The organism is Pseudomonas sp. GM30 (genome assembly GCF_000282275.2).
Lineage (GTDB): Bacteria > Pseudomonadota > Gammaproteobacteria > Pseudomonadales > Pseudomonadaceae > Aquipseudomonas.
The window spans coordinates 150,458-169,061 of sequence record NZ_AKJP02000030.1; the positions used below are offsets into that span (position 1 = coordinate 150,458).

The 18,604-nt window shown below is 62.0% G+C and carries 20 protein-coding genes; 9 read left to right on the plus strand and 11 right to left on the minus strand.

Annotated features, from left to right (window positions below; genetic code table 11):
* Positions 1-5 precede the first annotated feature (5 nt).
* From PMI25_RS24175 to PMI25_RS24190, 4 genes are read right to left on the minus strand one after another with little or no spacing between them, the layout of a single operon-like run.
* The gene (locus PMI25_RS24175) at positions 6-758 is read right to left on the minus strand and encodes an N-formylglutamate amidohydrolase (protein ID WP_007968758.1); all 753 of its coding nucleotides are present in this window, start codon (positions 756-758) and stop codon (positions 6-8) included.
* Positions 742-2,073: a glutamine synthetase gene (locus PMI25_RS24180; RefSeq protein ID WP_007968760.1), complete on the minus strand. Its 1,332-nt coding sequence runs from the start codon at positions 2,071-2,073 to the stop codon at positions 742-744. Before PMI25_RS24180 ends, PMI25_RS24175 begins: the two co-directional genes overlap by 17 nt.
* Positions 2,070-2,714, minus strand: a complete 645-nt coding sequence (locus PMI25_RS24185; protein WP_007968761.1) for an isochorismatase family cysteine hydrolase — start codon at positions 2,712-2,714, stop codon at positions 2,070-2,072. The genes PMI25_RS24180 and PMI25_RS24185 overlap by 4 nt, the downstream gene beginning before the upstream one ends.
* Before the next feature lie 2 nt (positions 2,715-2,716).
* Positions 2,717-3,571 carry a MurR/RpiR family transcriptional regulator gene (locus tag PMI25_RS24190; protein ID WP_007968763.1) on the minus strand — a complete coding sequence of 285 codons (855 nt, stop codon included), beginning with the start codon at positions 3,569-3,571 and terminating at the stop codon, positions 2,717-2,719.
* A gap of 315 nt (positions 3,572-3,886) precedes the next feature.
* On the opposite strand from PMI25_RS24190, the gene PMI25_RS24195 reads away from it, so the two are divergent.
* Positions 3,887-4,477, plus strand: coding sequence for a histidine phosphatase family protein (locus PMI25_RS24195; RefSeq protein WP_177325740.1), 591 nt, complete (start codon positions 3,887-3,889; stop codon positions 4,475-4,477).
* Positions 4,477-5,232, plus strand: coding sequence for a precorrin-6A synthase (deacetylating) (gene cobF, locus PMI25_RS24200; RefSeq protein WP_007968767.1), 756 nt, complete (start codon positions 4,477-4,479; stop codon positions 5,230-5,232). Before PMI25_RS24195 ends, cobF begins: the two co-directional genes overlap by 1 nt.
* Before the next feature lie 107 nt (positions 5,233-5,339).
* Here the strand turns inward: cobF and ftrA are convergent, their stop codons facing one another.
* Positions 5,340-6,314: a transcriptional regulator FtrA gene (gene ftrA / locus PMI25_RS24205; RefSeq protein ID WP_007968769.1), complete on the minus strand. Its 975-nt coding sequence runs from the start codon at positions 6,312-6,314 to the stop codon at positions 5,340-5,342.
* 102 nt (positions 6,315-6,416) lie between these two features.
* Here ftrA and PMI25_RS24210 point away from each other — a divergent pair, with 102 nt between their 5' ends.
* The 4 genes from PMI25_RS24210 (at position 6,417) to PMI25_RS24225 (ending at position 10,088) form a co-directional block, all read left to right on the plus strand.
* Positions 6,417-6,845, plus strand: a complete 429-nt coding sequence (locus PMI25_RS24210; protein WP_007968771.1) for a rhodanese-like domain-containing protein — start codon at positions 6,417-6,419, stop codon at positions 6,843-6,845.
* A 246-nt stretch (positions 6,846-7,091) separates the two neighbouring features.
* Entirely contained in the window at positions 7,092-7,871 is a 780-nt protein-coding gene (locus PMI25_RS24215; RefSeq protein ID WP_007968774.1) for an ABC transporter substrate-binding protein, read from the plus strand.
* Positions 7,872-8,082: 211 nt separating this feature from the next.
* Positions 8,083-9,195, plus strand: a complete 1,113-nt coding sequence (locus tag PMI25_RS24220; RefSeq protein ID WP_007968776.1) for a succinylglutamate desuccinylase/aspartoacylase family protein — start codon at positions 8,083-8,085, stop codon at positions 9,193-9,195.
* A gap of 176 nt (positions 9,196-9,371) precedes the next feature.
* Entirely contained in the window at positions 9,372-10,088 is a 717-nt protein-coding gene (locus tag PMI25_RS24225) for an alpha/beta hydrolase (protein ID WP_007968777.1), read from the plus strand.
* Between the two features lie 3 nt (positions 10,089-10,091).
* Here PMI25_RS24225 and PMI25_RS24230 read toward each other — a convergent pair whose 3' ends face one another.
* Both PMI25_RS24230 and PMI25_RS24235 read right to left on the minus strand, forming a co-directional pair.
* Positions 10,092-10,658 (minus strand): hypothetical protein, encoded by a 567-nt coding sequence (locus PMI25_RS24230; protein WP_007968780.1) that lies wholly within the window; start codon positions 10,656-10,658, stop codon positions 10,092-10,094.
* A gap of 208 nt (positions 10,659-10,866) precedes the next feature.
* Positions 10,867-11,649 (minus strand): hypothetical protein, encoded by a 783-nt coding sequence (locus PMI25_RS24235; RefSeq protein WP_007968781.1) that lies wholly within the window; start codon positions 11,647-11,649, stop codon positions 10,867-10,869.
* A 132-nt stretch (positions 11,650-11,781) separates the two neighbouring features.
* Between PMI25_RS24235 and PMI25_RS24240 the strand changes: the two genes are divergently transcribed.
* Positions 11,782-12,318, plus strand: coding sequence for a chalcone isomerase family protein (locus tag PMI25_RS24240; protein ID WP_007968783.1), 537 nt, complete (start codon positions 11,782-11,784; stop codon positions 12,316-12,318).
* Positions 12,319-12,389: 71 nt separating this feature from the next.
* Positions 12,390-13,709 (plus strand): Nramp family divalent metal transporter, encoded by a 1,320-nt coding sequence (locus PMI25_RS24245; RefSeq protein WP_045122190.1) that lies wholly within the window; start codon positions 12,390-12,392, stop codon positions 13,707-13,709.
* 194 nt (positions 13,710-13,903) lie between these two features.
* Here the strand turns inward: PMI25_RS24245 and PMI25_RS24250 are convergent, their stop codons facing one another.
* Genes PMI25_RS24250 through PMI25_RS24260 form a run of 3 tightly spaced genes read right to left on the minus strand, consistent with a single transcriptional unit; the run spans position 13,904 to position 16,485 of the window.
* On the minus strand, positions 13,904-15,085 hold the full coding sequence (locus PMI25_RS24250) for an acetyl-CoA C-acetyltransferase (RefSeq protein ID WP_007968788.1): 1,182 nt from the start codon (positions 15,083-15,085) through the stop codon (positions 13,904-13,906).
* Between the two features lie 11 nt (positions 15,086-15,096).
* Positions 15,097-15,762 (minus strand): CoA transferase subunit B, encoded by a 666-nt coding sequence (locus PMI25_RS24255; protein ID WP_003226176.1) that lies wholly within the window; start codon positions 15,760-15,762, stop codon positions 15,097-15,099.
* Positions 15,763-15,786: 24 nt separating this feature from the next.
* A complete protein-coding gene (locus PMI25_RS24260) occupies positions 15,787-16,485 on the minus strand; it encodes a CoA transferase subunit A (RefSeq protein ID WP_003226174.1) in 699 nt (232 codons plus the stop codon).
* A gap of 150 nt (positions 16,486-16,635) precedes the next feature.
* Here PMI25_RS24260 and PMI25_RS24265 point away from each other — a divergent pair, with 150 nt between their 5' ends.
* Entirely contained in the window at positions 16,636-17,511 is an 876-nt protein-coding gene (locus tag PMI25_RS24265) for a LysR family transcriptional regulator (protein ID WP_007968791.1), read from the plus strand.
* A gap of 124 nt (positions 17,512-17,635) precedes the next feature.
* Here the strand turns inward: PMI25_RS24265 and PMI25_RS24270 are convergent, their stop codons facing one another.
* Entirely contained in the window at positions 17,636-18,478 is an 843-nt protein-coding gene (locus PMI25_RS24270) for an NAD-dependent protein deacetylase (RefSeq protein ID WP_007962402.1), read from the minus strand.
* Positions 18,479-18,604 lie beyond the last annotated feature (126 nt).

Consider the following 18,604-nt stretch of genomic DNA (forward strand, 5'->3'; position numbering starts at 1 on the left):
ATTCTTTACAGCAGCGGCGCCAGGCGCCCGGCCCACAACGATACCGCTTCGGGGCTGCGCAGCAGGTCGTTGCGCACCTCGATCAACACCGATTCCAGCCCCCGGGCATCGCCGTGCACCGGCACGGTCATGTCGCCCAGCGGGTCAACCCGGTACGGCTGGTTGCCCGCGACTTTCAGCGGGTGCTGACCGAGGCCATCGATCACCCGTTGCGCATAGGCGCTGGCCTGACCAAACAGCACGCCGACTTCCAGCGGGCGCGGCTGGCCGTAATACACCGGGGTAAAACTGTGAATCCCGACTACCCGTACTGCCTGGCCTTGCGCAACGCGCTGGTCGATCAGGGTCTGCAGCCGGGCGTGAAACGGTTTGAACAGGGTCTGGCGCCGGTATTCGCGAGTGGCTTCGTCCAGCTCGCGGTTACCCGGCACCTGATAAATCTCGCTCTGCGCCGGAATGCTGTCGGGGGCATGTCGGGGCCGATTGAGGTCGATCAGCAGCCGTGAATAGTTGGCGCTCAACAGTGTCGCGCCGAGTGTCTCCGAGAGCTTTTCAGCCAGTTGCAGCGCGCCGATGTCCCAGGCGATGTGCTCGCGCGCGGCCGCATCGTCCAGGCCCAGATTGTTCAGGGCCTCGGGGATGTAGCGGCTGGCGTGCTCGCACACCAGGATCACCGGATGCGATGAATCTTCGCGGCTCAGGTTGTAGACCGGGCGGGTGTACAACCCCAGCTCGGCGGATTCAGTACAGGCGTGCATAGTGCTCACACAGGTCAGCGGGCGAGAGCTGTTCCGTCAGCGCCAGTTCCTCGGTTTTAAGGGCGTGGTAAGTGTCGAGCAGCGGCTTGGGCAGCCATTGATTGAAGGCTGCACTGTCACGCAGGCAATCCAGCGCCTGGGCCAGCGAGGCGGGCAGGGCAACGATGCCCCGAGCCTTGCGTTGCTCGTCGTTGAGTGAATCGGGAATTTCATCGGTGATCGCGTTCAGCGCCAGACGCTGTTCGATGCCCAGCCGTCCGGCGATCAGCAGCGCGGCCATTGCCAGATGCGGCGAGGCGGTGGCGTCCATGGCGCGGAATTCCAGGTTGTACTGCGCCGCCACGGATTTGCCGCCCAGGCTCACGGTCGGGCAAATGCGCAGCGCCGCTTCCCGGTTCTGCTGCCCCAGACAGGCGTACGACGCGCTCCAGTGGTGCGGCTGTAAACGCTCATACGACACCGGCGTCGGTGCGGTGAACGCACACAGCGCCGGCAGGTAATGCAGGATCCCTGCGGCCCAATGCTGGCCGAGGGTCGACAGACCGTTGCTGGTGCCGGCGTCGTAAAGCAGCGGCAGACCTTGCAGGTCGAGCAGGCTGACGTGCAGGTGCACACCGTTGCACACCGCGTCGGCCTTGGTTTTCGGCGCGAAGCTGACGTCGACGCCCATTTGCCGGGCGATTTCGCGGGTGATCTCGCGCACGTTGACCGCACGATCCGCCGCCGCCACGCCGAGGGTCGGCCGGCAGGTGATTTCGTATTGGTGCTTGCCGTATTCGGGCAGGAACATTTCCGGCTCGACACCGCCGGCGCGCAGGGCGCTGAGCAGCCAGCCGCCGAATTCGGCACCCTGACGCTGGGCTTCGAGGGAGAATGCCAGGTGTTCGGCGAATCCGGCGTGCAGGTTGAATTCGTGTTCGAACGCCGCGTTGACCTGCAAGCCGAGGTCGTCGCGATAGCGCTCGATTTCATCGCGCAGCAGCGTGCGCGGGCAGGTGCTCCACGGCTGGCCATCGGTCTCGCGGATGTCGCCATGGATGAAGTCCAGCGCCGGTGCTGCGGCGTCCGGGCCGTTGCCGACGGTGACGCGACTGGCCAGATCAGGAATCAGCCGCAAATCGCCGTATGCGCCCCACGGGTTGGTCGAGGCGATGATGTCCTGGGGCGTCAACGCGCTGTTGGCCGGGACCCAGCCGCACCCGGCGGCTTGATAATGCTCCAGCTGATCGGTGGGAAACGAGCGGCCACGGGTAATGCCGATCAGGTCGGTGGTGACGATGGTGGTCATCGGCAACGGCGTCAGGCGCTCGCTCATGGACGCATCTCCTGCAAGCGGCCGAGCACGGTTTGCGTGTCAGTGATCCAGCAGTAGCCTTTGATCGCGTTCAGGCAGGCGTCATGCCGCGCCGGGGTGTAGGTGGCGCAGGCGTCTTCGACCAGTGTTACCAGATAGCCGCGGTCGGCGGCATCCCGCACGGCCATGTCGACGCACTGATCGGTGACGATGCCGGCAATGATCAGGTGGCGGGTTTCGAGGTTGCGCAGCACGTAATCGATGTTGGTCGAGTTGAACACCCCGGACGAGGTTTTCGGCAGGACGATCTCGTTTTCCACCGGGGTCAGGTCGTCGATGATCCGCGCCTGGGTGCTGCCCTTGGGCAGGTGCATGTCCGACAGTTTGTGATCCAGCGAGCGGTCGCGACCGTCGGCGGTCAGGCTTTCGATAATCGTGTGCAGCACGTTCTGCCGCGCTTCGCGAAAGGCACTGAGCAAACGGCGCTGGTTGGGCACCACCTGCATGTGCGCGCGGGTCAGGAAATACTCGGCGTCCGGGCCGTTCAGGTGCGGGTCGAACTGCGGTTCGAGCCAGGCACGCTGCATGTCCACCAGCAGCAACGCGGTGTGGTCGGTGACGAACGGCAAATCCCGCGGCGAGCGGTGGGGAAGACTGAACATCCTTATTTATCCTCCAGCAGATGGGTGTTGAAGTCGTTGCGCAGGGCGTCGATGCCTTCCAGGCGATCGGCCAGATCGGGGCTGCGCAGGGTCAGGCAGGCAATCAGCGCCTCGACCTGGGCCAGCGCCGGCACCATGGTGTCGAACGGCGAGGCCGATTCCACCGGAGCACTGATGATCAGGTCCGCGAGTTCGCGAAGCGGCGAGGCATAGATGTCGGTGAATAACACCACCCGCGCGTTGTTGTTCTTCGCCGCCGAGGCCACCCGCAGGGCCTGGGACTGGTAGCGCCGATAGTCAAACAGCAGCACCACGTCCTGGCGTTGCAGATCGAACAGGCGGTCGGGCAGTTGCGCGTTGTCTTCCAGGGCAAAGCAGCCGGGTCGCAGCAGGCGCAAGTGATTGAGCAGGTAGTTGGCCATCAGGCTGCTGAAGCGCCCGCCGAAGCAGTAGATCTGGTGCCGGGTGTCGAGCAGCCAGTCGAGCAGAATGCGCACGTCTTCAGGTTGCGTCAGGGCTTGGGTTTCCACCATCAGCCGTTGGCTGTCGGCCAGATAATGGCCCCAGGCATCGTCCTTGTTCAGGTGCGAACGGGGCTGCAACAGGGTGCGCGGCGAACGCAGGCGGTGATCCATGTCGCTGAGCAGGGCGTCCTGAAACTCGGCATAACCGCCGAATCCGAGCTTCTTCACCAGCCGTACGATGGTCGGATCACTGACGCCAGCGTGTTCGGCCAGACGCGCCATCGGACCCAGGCCATTGCGTGGATACTGGTCGAGCAGGGCGCGAATCACTTTGCGCTCAGACGGCGTCAGCTCCAGGCCGGGATCGGTGATCAAGTCTCTGAGAGGCGGCATCCGGGCTCCTGCTGGATGAAGGGGAAGGGTGTTGAATTCGTTTCATAATCCGTTAAAACAGTATTTATGTAACTCAGGTTACATGTCTAGTGAATTTTTAGCGGTAGCGATTCAGCGTTTAAATAACCTGAGAGCCATGTGCAACAAGGCCTACACAGTTGTCGCCGATCCTTGTAGTCCATTGCCCATCGGCGTGTCAGACATTGCCGTTTTTTCGCCTTCAACATGTCAGACCAGAAATTCCCGGGATCCCCTGCAGCGCCCGGTTTACGGCACAATTGCCGCAAGACCGGCCGTTTGCCGCCGATTTACCGGATGTCCATCGAGTGCAATACCGTGCAATCCACCCGTTTGACTTTGATTTGCCACGCTCGAACCGTCGCACAGAAATTGTCGCGTTTTCCTACGAACGAGCCTGTTGAACATCTGCCATTGGCGCCCGGTGCGTTGGCCACACAATTCGCCAGCGCCAACCGTGTGTTGTGCGGGCCGGAATTGCGCACCCGCCAGACTGCCGAGTGGTTCGGTGCGGCGCCGCAAGTGGACGAAGCGCTGCGCGATTGCGATTGGGGGCGCTGGCACGGGCAAGCGATCAAGGATCTGCAACGGCGCGAGGCCGAGGCTTTGCAGGCGTGGATCAGTGATCCGCAGGCGGCACCCCATCGTGGCGAGTCGGTGATGCAATTGGGCGAACGTGTGGCGGCATGGCTGACCAGTCTGCAAGGTGCGCCGGGGCATATCGTCGCCATCACCCATCCGTTTGTGGTGCGCGCAGCATTGCTGCAGGTGGTGCAGGGCGCAGCGTTCAACGCGATTGATGTTGAACCGTTGTCAGTCGTTGAACTGCGGTTCAACGGCATCTGGCGGCTACGCTTGGCGGGTATCGATCTTGCGAGAGCACTGTAATGAAACGACTGCTGGTCATCGGCATCGGCGCCGGAAACCCCGACTACATCACGATGCAGGCGGTGAAGGCACTCAATCAGGTGGACGTGTTCTTTCTGATGGACAAAGGCCCGAGCAAGGACAAACTGATCGATCTGCGGCGCGACATCTGTGCGCGCTACATCACCGATCCTGCGTATCGCTTCGTCGAAGCCCACAGCCCGGAGCGCGAACGCGGCGAAGTGGACTACACCCGCGCGGTCGATGATCTGAATCGCGCCAAGCAAGAAACCTTCGAACAACTGATCAATGAAGAATTGGCTGACGAGCAGTGCGGCGGATTCCTCGTGTGGGGCGACCCGGCGCTGTACGACAGCACCGTTCGTATCCTGCAGGCGATTCTCGCGTCGGGCCGCTGTGCTTTCGAGTTTGAAGTGATCCCCGGGATAACCAGCGTTCAGGCGTTGGCGGCGCAGCATAAAGTGCCGTTGAACAGCATTGGCCGGTCAGTCGAAATCACCACGGGCCGGCGTCTGGCGGCGGGGCAGGTGAGTGACACGGACAGCCTGGTGGTGATGCTCGATGCGGAAAATTCCTACCACCATGTGGCGGATCAGCAGACCGAGATTTACTGGGGCGCTTACCTCGGCACGCCGGATGAGATTCTGATCAGCGGCAAGCTCAAGGATGTTGCGGATCAAATCGAGCGCACGCGCAAAGCGGCGCGGGCCGAGCATGGGTGGATCATGGATACCTATTTGTTGCGCAAGCCGTAGGTTTTTTGTGGCTGGACTGGCCTCTTCGCGAGCAAGCTCGCTCCCACAGGGGTGCCCATTTCAAATATGGGAGCGAGCTTGCTCGCGAAGGGGTCATCACAGTCAACTCAAGAAATGGCTTTGACCCCACGCCCAAACCGCTCCCGATACACCGACGGCGGCACCCCGACCACGCTGCGAAACGCCACGCGAAAACTTTCCACCGAGCGATAACCGCAGCGCTGGGCGATCTGCTCGGTGTTGTACACGCTGCTCTCCAGCAACTCCCGCGCCCGGGCCAGTCGCTCGTGTTGCAGCCACGCCTTGGGCGATTGCCCGCTGGCCTCGGTGAAACGGCGCAAAAAGGTGCGCTCGCTCATCGCCGCTTCGCTGGCCAGATCGCGCACTTCCAGTGGTTGGTGCAAGCGCTCGCGGGCCCACTGCATCACCCGCGACAAGTCGTTGCGCGGTGTCGCGCTGACTGGCATGGGGATGAACTGCGCCTGACCGCCGGTGCGTTGCGGCGACATCACCAGGCGCCGGGCCACTGAATTGGCGACCTGGGTGCCAAAGTCCCGCGCCAGCAGATGCAGGCAGGCATCGATCCCGGCGGCGCTGCCCGCCGAGGTGATCAACTGGCCGGAGTCGACGTAAAGCACATCCGGATCCACCGCAATCGTCGGGAAGCGCCGCGCCAGTTCCTCGGTGTAGCGCCAGTGCGTGGTCGCGCCGTGACCGTCGAGCAAGCCACTGGCGGCCAGCACAAACACCCCGGAGCAGATCGACAGCAACCGCGCACCCTGGGCGTGGGCCTGTCGCAAGGCGTCGATCAATGCCGGCGGCACCGGGGCCGCGCGGTCGCGCCAACCGGGAATGATGATGGTGCGCGCCTGCGCCAACAGCTCCAGACCGCCGTCGGCCAGTACGTGAATCCCGCCCATGGCGCGCATCGGCCCTTGATCGACGGCGACGATGCGGTGCTCGTACCACGGGAAATCGAACTCCGGCCGGGGCAGGCCGAAAATCTCCACGGCGATGCCGAACTCGAAGGTACAGAGGCCGTCGTAGGCCAGAATCGCAACCAATCCAGGTGAGTCAGGCATTTGGCGGAAAATTCCCGGTGAGTGTCTTGCGCGCCACTGTAGCGCCAAGTGTCGGCCCGATAAAGTCTGCTCACACCTCAACTGACGTAGGAGTTAAACAGCATGACCAGCCTGGTTCGCGATATTCCTGCCGCACCGTCGGCCATTGCCCTGATGCATTTCAGCAACCGTCTGACGTTTGAAACCGATTGTTCTGACGTCTTCAGCAGCCAGGAGGCCGGTGAAGTCGATTTTGTCCTGGTCGATGTGCGCGGTCGTTTGGCGTTCGAGCGCGGTCACGTGCCGGGCGCGATCAACATTCCGACCCGCTCGCTGACCGCCGAAGGCCTGGCGGAGTATTCGACGAGCACGTTGTTCGTGGTCTATTGCGCCGGCCCGCACTGCAACGGCGCCAACAAGGCTGCGGTGAAACTGGCGGCGTTGGGTTACCCGGTCAAGGAGATGATTGGCGGTGTGACTGGCTGGCTGGATGAGGGGTTTTCGCTCAGCGTCGAACAGCCCGCCAAAACCCCCATTGCCTGCGAATGCTGACAGTTTTTTCAGCCATTTCCTGAGCAGAATCGGAGTTTGTCCTACAGCCTTTGCACCATGTCGGCGCAGCGTTGATCCCGGTCAACGCGTGCGCCGGTTTTCTGTAAGTATTTGTCGCCTAAACACAATTTGCCCTGTGCGCGCCGCCATAGACTGCCGGCCACGTCGGTTTTTGCCGCTAATTGGCCATGACCGAACGCCCAATCGAAAGCTGCCAATAAAAGCCTCCGCACACAGGAGTAATAAATGAAGAAGCTAGTGATGTTCGGTGCCCTGGCACTGTCGATGTTGTCCCTGACCGCTGTGGCCGAAGACGCCAAACCGATTCGTCTGGGGATTGAAGCCGCTTACCCGCCATTCTCGATGAAAACCGCTGACGGCAAACTCACCGGGTTCGACGTCGATATCGGCGATGCCCTGTGCAAACAGATGGACGTCAAATGCGTGTGGGTCGAGCAGGAATTCGATGGCCTGATCCCGGCACTCAAAGTGAAGAAGATCGACGCGATCCTGTCCTCGATGACCATCACCGACGACCGCAAGAAAAACGTCGATTTCACCATCAAGTACTACCACACCCCGGCGCGCTTCGTGATGAAGGAAGGCTCGGGCATCACTGATCCGCTGACCCAGCTCAAGGGCAAGAAGGTCGGCGTGCTGCGCGCCAGTACCCACGACCGTTATGCCACCGACATGGCCAAGGACGCCGGGTTTGAAGTGGTGCGCTACGGCTCGCAACAGGAAGCCAACCTGGATATGAAATCCGGTCGTCTCGACGCGATGCTGGCCGACTCGGTCAACCTCAGCGACGGTTTCCTGAAGACCGACGCCGGTAAAGGCTTCGAATTCGTCGGCCCGACCTACGAAGACGCCAAGTACTTCGGTGGCGGTGCCGGCATCGCCGTGCGCAAGGGCGATACCGAGCTGGCCGAGAAATTCAACAAGGCCATCACCGAAATCCGCGCCAATGGCGAGTACAAGAAAGTCCAGGACAAGTACTTCGACTTTGACGTGTACGGCCATTAATACGCTGTAGAAAAAAGTGGTCCCGTTTGCGCGGTGGCCACTTTTTTTGTGCTCTCTTTCTACTGATGGAGATTCACTGTGGGAGCGAGCTTGCTCGCGAATGCGGTTTAACATTCAACATCTTTATTGACTGTCAGATTGCATTCGCGAGCAAGCTCGCTCCCACAGGGATCTCATCGATCCAGATCTACCAGACTGCAGGAGTTTTCCCATGCAACGCATCGACCATGTCCTGCCCTGGAGCCATCTGGGCAGCGAACGTTCCCTCAGCGTCTTCCGTTACGGCGCCGGCAGTCGCAAGGTGTACATCCAGGCCAGTCTGCACGCCGACGAGCTGCCGGGCATGCGCACCGCGTGGGAACTCAAGCAGCGCCTCAGCGAACTGGAACAGCAGGGTCGCCTGCAAGGGGTGATCGAGCTGGTGCCGGTGGCCAATCCGATCGGCCTCGACCAGCATCTGCAAGGCAGTCACATGGGGCGCTTCGAGCTGGGCAGCGGGAAGAATTTCAACCGCTCGTTCGTTGAACTCAGCGCGCCAGTGGCGGCGCGAATCGGCGAGCGGCTGGGCAGTGATGCCGAAGCCAATATCGCGCTGATCCGCCAGACCATGGGTCAGGTGCTCGACGAACTGCCGGCCCCGGCCTCGCAACTGGAAGCGCTGCACCGCTTGCTGCTGCGCCATGCCTGCGACGCCGACATCACCCTTGATCTGCATTGCGATTTCGACGCGGCGATTCACATTTATGCATTGCCGCAACACTGGCCGCGCTGGCAATCACTGGCGGCGCGCCTGAAGGCTGGCGTGGCCTTGCTGTGTGAAGACTCCGGCGGCAGTTCGTTCGACGAATCGTGCTCGTCGCCGTGGCTGCGTCTGGCGCGGGCGTTCCCGAACGCGGCGATTCCTCCGGCGAATCTTGCCACCACCCTGGAACTGGGCAGCATGGGCGACACCCGGGTTGATCAGGCGCAGGCCAATTGTGAAGCGATTCTCGGCTTTCTCGCCGAGCAGGGTTTCATCAGCGGCGAATGGCCGGCGGCACCGCAGGAATGCTGTGAAGGCATGCCGTTCGAAGGCACCGAATATCTGTTCGCCCCGCACCATGGCGTGGTCAGTTTCCTGCGCAATGCCGGGGAATGGGTGGAGAAGGGCGATGCGTTGTTCGAGGTGGTGGATCCGTTGAATGACCGCCTCACCACCGTGCGCGCCGGCACCAGCGGCGTGCTGTTTGCGATTGATCGTGGGCGTTACACCCAACCGGGGATCTGGCAGGCCAAGGTGGCAGGGCGTGAGCCGATTCGGGTGGGCAAGCTGATCAACGACTGACAGATCTTCGGTGTTTTTGCTGGCCTCATCGCTGGCAAGCCAGCTCCCACAGTGATCGGTGGTGCTCACAAAACCTGTGGGAGCTGGCTTGCCAGCGATGGCGGCATCCGCGACACCACACCTTTCAGACAATGTTAGGCTGTCTCCGAACCCGACACTCCGCGAAGGAAGGCTTTATGTTGAAGGCGTTTGCTCTGTTGACCCTCCTGGCGTCCAGCGCCGTTCACGCGCAAACCACGCTGCAAAGCGATTTGCCACTGAACTACATCGAACAGGTTCACCCGGACGCGAACACCCGGCCGCTGGTGATTTTCCTGCACGGTTACGGCAGTAACGAAGCCGATCTGATCGGTATGAAGTTCCAGTTGCCGGCGCAGTACAACTACCTGTCGGTGCAGGCACCGCTGGCGCTGGGCGAAGGGCGTTTCCAGTGGTTTCGCAAGAAAGGCGAAGGTGCCTACAACGGCGAGACCGATGATCTGCAGGCCAGCGGCCAGAAGTTGCGGGCGTTTGTCGCGCAGGCGGCGCAGAAATATCACACCAGCCCGGACAAGGTGTACCTGATCGGTTTCAGCCAGGGCGCGATGATGACCTACGAGGTCGGCTTGCGTCCGCCGGTGACGGTCGGCGGCATTGCGGCGTTGAGCGGACGGCTGTTGCCGGTGTTGAAAGCCGAACTCAAGGCGCAGCAGCAACCGTTGCCCCTGCACATCTTCATCGGCCATGGCACCGCCGATGATCGAGTGCCGTACCACGACGGCACCGAGGCCGATGCGCTGCTGCAGAAACTCGCCTACACCCCCGAGTTTCACGCCTATCCCGGCGTCGGCCACAGCATCAGCACGGCCGAGCTGCGCGACTTGAATGCCTGGCTGCAGCAGCTCAACCCGTGACGATCACTTGTCCTTGAGGATGGTTTTCACCAGCGCATCGTGACCGCTCTTGTCGCTGGCCCGGGAAATCACCTGGACCAGCGCCATGCGCTTGCCGGACGCGGCGAGCAGGGTGGTGTTCAGAGTCTGGCCGCCGCCCTGGGTGGCAGTGCTGTCGACCTGACGCACACCGAGGCCGCTGCTTTTCTGGGTCAGGCTTTTTTCGCTGAGCTTGTTGAAATCGGGCAGGGCCTTGCGCTGGTCATCGATGAAACTCGCCAGGCTGCCATCGAGAAATTCGTTGTCGTTGTCCTTGACGCTGGTGCCCCCGGCGATCTGGTTTTCCGCGGCGATGACCACGGTTTTGGTCGCCTGATTGGTATACATCGTGCCTTTGGCACCAGTCGGCCCGGCCGGCAGCGGGTCGGCGGTAAAACCTTTGGGCAGGACGAAGGTGAACTTGCCGTCGAGCATCGACACGCTATTGGTCGCCGCTTTTTCCTTGGCCTTGGCGGCCTGGGCATTGATGGCGCCGAGGCCGGCGACCGCCGCCAGCAACAGGACGACGGCTTTCTTGCTGAACAATGACATGTAAATCTCCGGAGGGGGGTTGGTCGCGCCAGGGCGGCGATGATCCCACGGAGCGTGCCTGGCATTCCAGCGCGGTTTGTCGAACATTTGTGGCGAGGGAGCTTGTCGGATCGCCGCACCGTCCCGCTCGGCTGCGCAGCAGTCGTAAAAATCATAGGGGCGCTGCGCACGCCCGCGGGAGCAAGCTCCCTTGCCACAGTGAATTGCGTCAGCCTTGGGGTTGTGGGCTTTTGGCTGGCGCTGGGCGGGCCAGCAGTTTGCGGGTAACGCCGAGCATCGCCACCGACACCGCGACACCGGCGATGAATCCGCTGAGGCCCAGGGTTGGCAGGGTCAGCGCCGACACCAGGCAAAATGCCGAGAACGAGTACATGCCGATCGCCGTCGCCCGCAGCAATGCCGCGGTAAACGCCGGGCCACGAGTCTGCTGAGAGAACACCGCCATCACACTGCCCAGTACCGGAAACACCGCGAGCAGACCGCTCCAGCGCTCGCCGACGGTGCTGGCGAGCAGGGTCACCAGCACCGTCAGCGCCGCCCCGGCAATCATGCGCCAGAGCAGTTTGTCCGACTTCGGTGCCGGGCCGTTCAGCACCGGCTGCACGTTGGGGAACAGGTACGGCGCGGCGAGCAGGGCAGTGGCTGCCGCCGCGACCGAGAACGTCAGTGACGACGGAAGCAGCGACAACACCAGCGCCAGTCCCGCCCACACCGACAGTGACGCCGTCAGCGCCAACGGCCAGTTCGCCCGCTGTGCCACCTGCGCATAGGTGACGCAGAACGCAATCATGGCAAACATCGCCGACAGCGCCGCGACCGCCGATTCCGCTGCAAATTGCGGCCCCTGTTCGATGGCGAGGAAAAACAGGATCGGCCCGACCACCACCGGCAGCCCCGACAGCCAACCGGCCACGCTCGGCCCCCAGCGCTTGCCAGCGAGGGAAATCAGCAGCAGAAATCCGGGGATCAGCAGTAATTTGAGGATCAGCACGCGGGAGGCCTCCGGGGATGGAATGGCCAAGGTAACCGATTGCTGCATTGATCGACAATTTTTGTATACAAAGTGTGCGAGTGATATCCGCTATGCTCTGAAGATCAGGGGTTTACCGGAGTCGATGCCGCAATGAGCAAACCATCGAAGTTGCTGCGTGGGTGCTGTGGCATCGGCTTGTGGGCGTTGTTACTCACGCCGACCTGGGCCAATTGGCAGGACGCCGTGCCCGGCGCGCAAATCATCGGCACCGGCGATTTCAGTGTGTTCGGCTTCGACGTCTACAACGCCCGGTTGTGGAGCGCGGCACGCCCGTTGTCCACCGAACAGCCCTTCGCTCTGGAGCTGATCTATCGGCGCAAGATCTCCCGCGATGATCTGGTGCAGGCCAGTGTCGATGAAATCAAACGGCTGGCAGGCTCGGGAGTCAGTCCGGCACAACTGGCCGCGTGGCAAGGGCAAATGGAGCAATCGTTCGTCGATGTGCAGGCCGGCACGCGGATCACGGGCGTGTATCTGCCGGGGCAGGGCGCGCGGTTTTTTGTCGGTCAGCAGTTGCAGCATGAAATCGATGATCCGCAATTTGCCCGGGCGTTTTTCGATATCTGGCTGGATCCGCGTACGCGCAATCCCGAACTGCGTGAGCAACTGTTGGGCATGAGCCGATAGAGTTTTTGTTCTTCAAGGCGCTGACTGAAACCTCTAAGCTGCGTCTTTCGAACTTGTTTCTGGATGTGTGCGTGAAATTCAGCTTACCCAAAATCGCCACCGCGCCGTTCTGCCCGCCGGAAGTGGCCGGCAGTGTCGCGGTGGATCCGAACGCTTCGTTCTTCAAACGCGTGCTGCGTTTTGCCGGGCCTGGCTTGCTGGTGTCGATCGGCTACATGGATCCGGGCAACTGGGCGACCGCGATCGAGGCCGGTTCGCGTTTTGGTTACAGCCTGCTGTTTGTGGTGTTGCTCGCAAGTCTGGCGGGGATGGTCGTGCAGTGCCTGTGTTCGCGTCTGGGCATCGCCACCGGCCGCGATCTGGCGCAATTGTCCCGCGACCGCTACAGCACCCCGACCGCGCGCCTGCAATGGGTGCTGGCGGAAATCTCGATCATCGCCACCGACCTGGCCGAAGTGCTCGGCTGCGCACTGGCGTTTCACTTGTTGCTTGGTTGCTCGCTGACCTTCGGCATTGCCCTGACCGCCTTCGACACGCTGCTGGTGCTGGCCCTGCAGAACCGTGGCTTCCGCCGGCTGGAGGCGATCATGCTGGTGCTGGTGGCGACCATCGGCGTGTGTTTCTTCGTCGAACTGGTGCTGATCAAACCCTATTGGCCGGACGTGTTCGCCGGATTCAAACCATCACTCTCGGCCATCAGCGATGCCGCGCCGCTGTATCTGGCGATCGGCATCCTTGGCGCCACGGTGATGCCGCACAACCTCTACCTGCATACCTCGATCGTGCAGACGCGGATGATCGGCACGGATCTGGCGAGCAAGCAGGACGCGGTGAATCTGGCGCGCATCGACACCATCGGTTCGCTGGCGCTGGCGCTGCTGGTCAACGCGGCGATCCTGATTCTGGCGGCGGCTGCGTTTCACCAGTCCGGGCATACCGACGTGGTCGACATTCAGGACGCCTATCACCTGCTCGACCCGTTGGTCGGTGGCGCGCTGGCCAGTGTGCTGTTCGGCGTGGCGTTGCTGGCGTCGGGGCAGAGCTCGACGTTCACCGGGACCATCGCCGGGCAGGTGATCATGGAGGGTTACCTGAACCTGCGGATTCCCTGCTGGCAGCGGCGTTTGATCACCCGTGGGCTGGCGCTGATCCCGGCGTTCATCGGCGTGTGGCTGATGGGCGACAACGCGGTGGGCAAGTTGCTGGTGTTGAGTCAGGTGGTGTTGAGCCTGCAACTGCCGTTTGCGTTGTACCCGCTGATCCGCATGACCAGTGACAAGCAATTGATGGGACCGTTTGTGAATCGGCTGCCGACCCGGCTGTTGGCGTGGGGATTGTTTGCGGTGATCAGTGGGGCGAATGCGTGGTTGATTCTGCAGATGGTGGTGTGATTTCAAAGCACCCTGTGGCGAGGGGATTTATCCCCGATCCAGTGCGAAGCGCTGGCAAAGATGTGTGTCGAGGCAATAAAAACTGGGGCTGCTGCGCATCCCATCGGGGATAAATCCCCTCGCCACAAAAGCGATGAAACCAGACAGCGAGCGGATGTCGTGGATCCGTCCGCCGCCTGTATTGCTCCTTTGGGTTAAGCGCGTTCCAGCGCCAGCGCCACACCTTGACCGCCGCCGATGCACAGGGTCGCCAGACCTTTCTTCGCATCACGCTTGATCATTTCGTGCAGCAGCGTCACCAGCACGCGGCAGCCCGACGCACCGATCGGGTGTCCTAGGGCGATGGCGCCGCCGTTGACGTTGACCTTGTCCAGATCCCATTGCAGGTCCTTGGCCACGGCCAGCGATTGCGCGGCGAACGCTTCGTTGGCTTCGATCAGGTCCAGTTGACCGATATTCCAGCCCGCCTTGTCCAGGCAGCGACGGGTGGCCGACACCGGGCCAATGCCCATGATCGCCGGGTCCACGCCTGCGTTGGCATACGCGGCGATTTTTGCCAGCACCGGCAGGCCCAGGGCCTTGGCTTTCTCGGCGCTCATCAGGATGACGGCGGCGGCGCCATCGTTCAGCGACGAAGCATTGCCGGCGGTGACGCTGCCGTCCTTCTTGAACGCCGGACGCAGTTTCGCCAGCGATTCGGCGGTGGTGTCGCCACGTGGTTGTTCGTCGACCTTGAACGCGACCGGGTCACCTTTGCGCTGCGGGATCAGAATCGGGGTGATCTCATCGACAAAGCGTCCGGCCTCAATGGCCGCAGCGGCTTTGCGCTGCGAGGCGGCGGCGAAGGCGTCCTGCTGTTCGCGGCTGATCGCATATTTATCGACCAGATTCTCGGCAGTGATGCCCATGTGGTAATCGTTGAACGCATCCCACAGGCCATCGCTGATCATGGTGTCGACGATTTGCGCGTGACCCATGCGCAGACCGGTGCGTGCGCCCGGCATCACATAGTTGGACAGGCTCATGTTCTCCTGACCGCCGGCGATGATCACCTCGGCATCGCCGCAACGGATCGCTTGCGCGCCCAGGTGCAGGGCTTTCAGGCCCGAGCCGCAGACCTTGTTCAGGGTCATGGCCGGCACGGCGTGGGGCAGGCCGGCCTTGATCGCGGCCTGACGCGCCGGGTTCTGGCCGGCGCCGGCCGTCAGCACCTGGCCCATGATCACTTCATCGACCTGCGCACCGTCCAGACCGGTCTGTTCGAGCAACTGGCGAATCACCGCAGCGCCCAGATCCACTGCGGACACGCTGGCCAGCGAACCCTGGAAACTGCCGATCGCGGTGCGGGTGGCGGCAACAATTACGACGTCTTGCATTTTCGAATTCCTCACTGGGCAGCGAACTGCATTTCCGGTACGTGATCCGGGACGATCAGTTTACCAGCGGTTTTGGCGACGATTTCCTCGACGCTGACGCCAGGTGCGCGTTCCTTGAGGACAAAAGCGCCATTTTCGATTTCCAGGTAGGCGAGGTCGGTCAGCACACGCTTGATGCAACCGGCGCCGGTCAGAGGCAGGCTGCACTTGGCCAACAGTTTGGACTCACCGTCTTTGGAGGCGTGGGTCATGATCACGATGATGTTGTCGGCGCCGGCCACCAGATCCATCGCGCCGCCCATGCCCTTGACCAGTTTGCCGGGAATCATCCACGAAGCGATGTTGCCTTCGACGTCGACTTCGAACGCGCCGAGCACGGTCAGGTCGACATGCCCGCCGCGAATCATTGCGAAGGATTCGGCGGAGTTGAAAATCGATGCGCCGATGCGCGCGGTGACGGTCTGTTTGCCGGCGTTGATCATGTCGGCATCGATCGTGTCCTCAGTCGGAAACGGGCCCATGCCGAGCAGGCCGTTTTCCGATTGCAGCATGACTTCCATGCCTTCGGGAATGTAGTTGGCGACCAGGGTCGGAATGCCGATGCCGAGGTTCACGTAGTAGCCGTCCTGCATTTCGCGGGCGACGCGCTGAGCCATTTGTTCGCGGGTAAGTGCCATGTTGTTATTCTCCGTCAGCCTGAATTATTTGCGGATGGTGCGCTGTTCGATGCGCTTTTCGAACGTGCCGCAAATGACCCGGTCGACGTAGATGCCAGGGGTGTGGATCTGCGACGGATCCAGCTCGCCGGGCTCGACGATTTCTTCGACTTCCACCACGGTGATCTTGCCGGCGGTGGCGGCCAGCGGGTTGAAGTTCTGCGCGGTGTGACGGTAGATGACGTTGCCGAAATGGTCGGCTTTCCAGCCTTTGACGATGGCGAAGTCGCCGGTGATGGACTCTTCCATCAGGTACTTGCGCCCATTGAATTCACGCACTTCCTTGCCTTCGGCGACCGGGGTGCCGACGCCGGTGGCGGTGAAGAAGGCCGGGATGCCGGCACCGCCTGCGCGCATTTTCTCGGCGAGGGTGCCTTGCGGGGTCAGGATGACTTCAATGTCGCCCTTGAGCAGTTGCTCTTCGAACAGTTTGTTTTCGCCGACGTAGGAGGCAATCACCTTGCTGATCTGGCGGTCGGTCAGCAGCACACCGAGGCCGAAACCGTCGACGCCGCAGTTGTTGGAAACCACGGTGAGGTCGCGGGTGCCCTTGCGCTTGATCTCGGCGATCAGGTTTTCCGGGATGCCGCACAGGCCGAAGCCGCCGGCGATCACGGTCATGCCGTCTTCGAGACCGGCCAGAGCTTCCTCGTAGGAACTCACGCGCTTGTCGAAACCTGCCATATGCACCTCTTTTATTGTTGGTCGGGCGGCTGGCTAGCCGAATGACTGGAGTGTCGCGCTGGAGGATATATTTGTTAAGTTGATTTTTAAGGTTGATTGATTGATAAAGCTCAACAATTGACTGATTGCAGATACGGAAGCATAGCGCTCATGACCATCAAACAGATCCGTGCTTTCCTCGCTGTGGCCCAGAGCCTGAGCTTCGCCGTGGCCTGTGAGCGCTTGCACCTGTCGCAATCGGCGCTGAGCCTGACCATCAAGGCGCTGGAGGAGGGCCTCGGCGGGCGGCTGTTCAGTCGCAACACGCGCAACGTGGCACTGACTGCCGAGGGCGAATCGTTGCTGCCGCTGGCCCGGCGTCTGATCGCCGACTGGGACAACGCTGAAGACGAAATGCGTCAGCGCTTCAGCCTGCAACGCGGGCGGGTGACGCTGGCGGCGATGCCGTCGTTTGCCGGCAACCTGCTGCCGCCGATCCTCAAGACCTTTCGCGCGCGCTATCCGAACGTCAATGTCACGGTAAACGACGTGATCAACGAGCAAGTGCTGGAAATGGTTCGCGACCGCCAGGTGGAATTGGGTGTGGCATTCGAACCGATGCAAAACACCTCGCTGACGTTTACCCCGCTGTACATCGATCGCTTTGTCGCGGTGGTGCCGCAGGATTCCACGTTGGCCGGGCGCACGGAGATCGACTGGCAGACCCTGCTGCAGGAACCGTTCATCACCCTGCAACGGCCGTCGACAGTGCGGGTGATGCTCGAAGAGCACTTGCAGGCCCGGGGCATGAAACTGCCGGTGGAATTTGAAAGCCATCAACTGGCAACCGTCGGGCGCATGGTCGCCAGCGGGCTGGGGGTGAGTGCGGTGCCAGCGTTGTGTGCCGAACAGATGCTGGAGCTGGGCGCGCATTGCCTGACGTTGAATGATTCGGTTGAGCGGGCGATTGGTGTGCTGACTGAGCCGGGCAATGAACTGTCGGCGGCGGCGCAGGCACTGTTCGACATCCTCAAAGCCGAACACTGAACCCTGAACTGCGGCCCCATCCCTGTAGGAGCTGCCGCAGGCTGCGATCTTTTGACTTTGATTTTAAAAAAACAAAGATCAAAAGATCGCAGCCTGCGGCAGCTCCTACAGGGGATTTTTGGGTTCAGGTGGTCAGGCGTTGCACCAGCAACGGCAGCAGTTGTTCGCATGACGCCTCGATCTTCAGATCCAGCAGATCATCGGCGCGGGTCTTGCCCAGATTGATTGCCAGCAACGGCTTGCCCCGATCGGCAATCACCCGGCACAGACGAAACGCCGAATACGCCATCAGCGACGAACCCACCACCAGCAAGCCCTCGGCACTTTCCGCTGCGGCCATGGCCCGCGCTGCTGTCGGCTGGGCCACGTTCTCGCCGAAGAACACCACGTCCGGTTTCATCCGCTCACCGGCGCAGTAGGGGCATTGTGGAGTCTGAAAACGCGCTTCGAAGGCCGGATCGAGCAGGGTATCGCCGTCCGGCGCCTGCACCGCATCGACCCCGGCCAGATAGGGATTCTGCTCGACCATCCGCTGCTGAATGTCGTCACGCGCGCTGCGCTGGCCGCAGTCCAGGCACACCACCCGGTGCAGGCTGCCGTGCAATTCGATCACGTCCTGGCTCCCGGCCTGATCGTGCAGGGTGTCGACGTTCTGCGTGATCAAGGCGCTGATCAGACCCCGGCGCTGCAAATCGGCCAGTGCCTGATGCGCGGCATTGGGCCGCGCCTGACGCACCCGCGGCCAGCCAAGCATGGCCCGTGCCCAATAGCGACGACGGGATTCCGGAGCGGCGAGAAATTCCTGATACATCATCGGCTGTCGGCCACGGCGTACACCCTCACTGTCGCGGTAATCCGGGATGCCCGACGGCGTGCTGATGCCCGCGCCAGTCAGCACCACAAAGCCGCCATCGGCCATGGCCTGGTACAGAGTGTCGAAGTGTTCGCGGATCGGGCTGTCGAGCATGGTCAGCACTCCGGGGAGGACGATGCCCGCAGGTTAGCATTAACCCTGTGGCGAGGGAGCTTGCTCCCGCTGGACTGCGCAGCAGGCCTGTTTTCAGGGTCGCTTCGCAAACCGACGGGAGCAAGC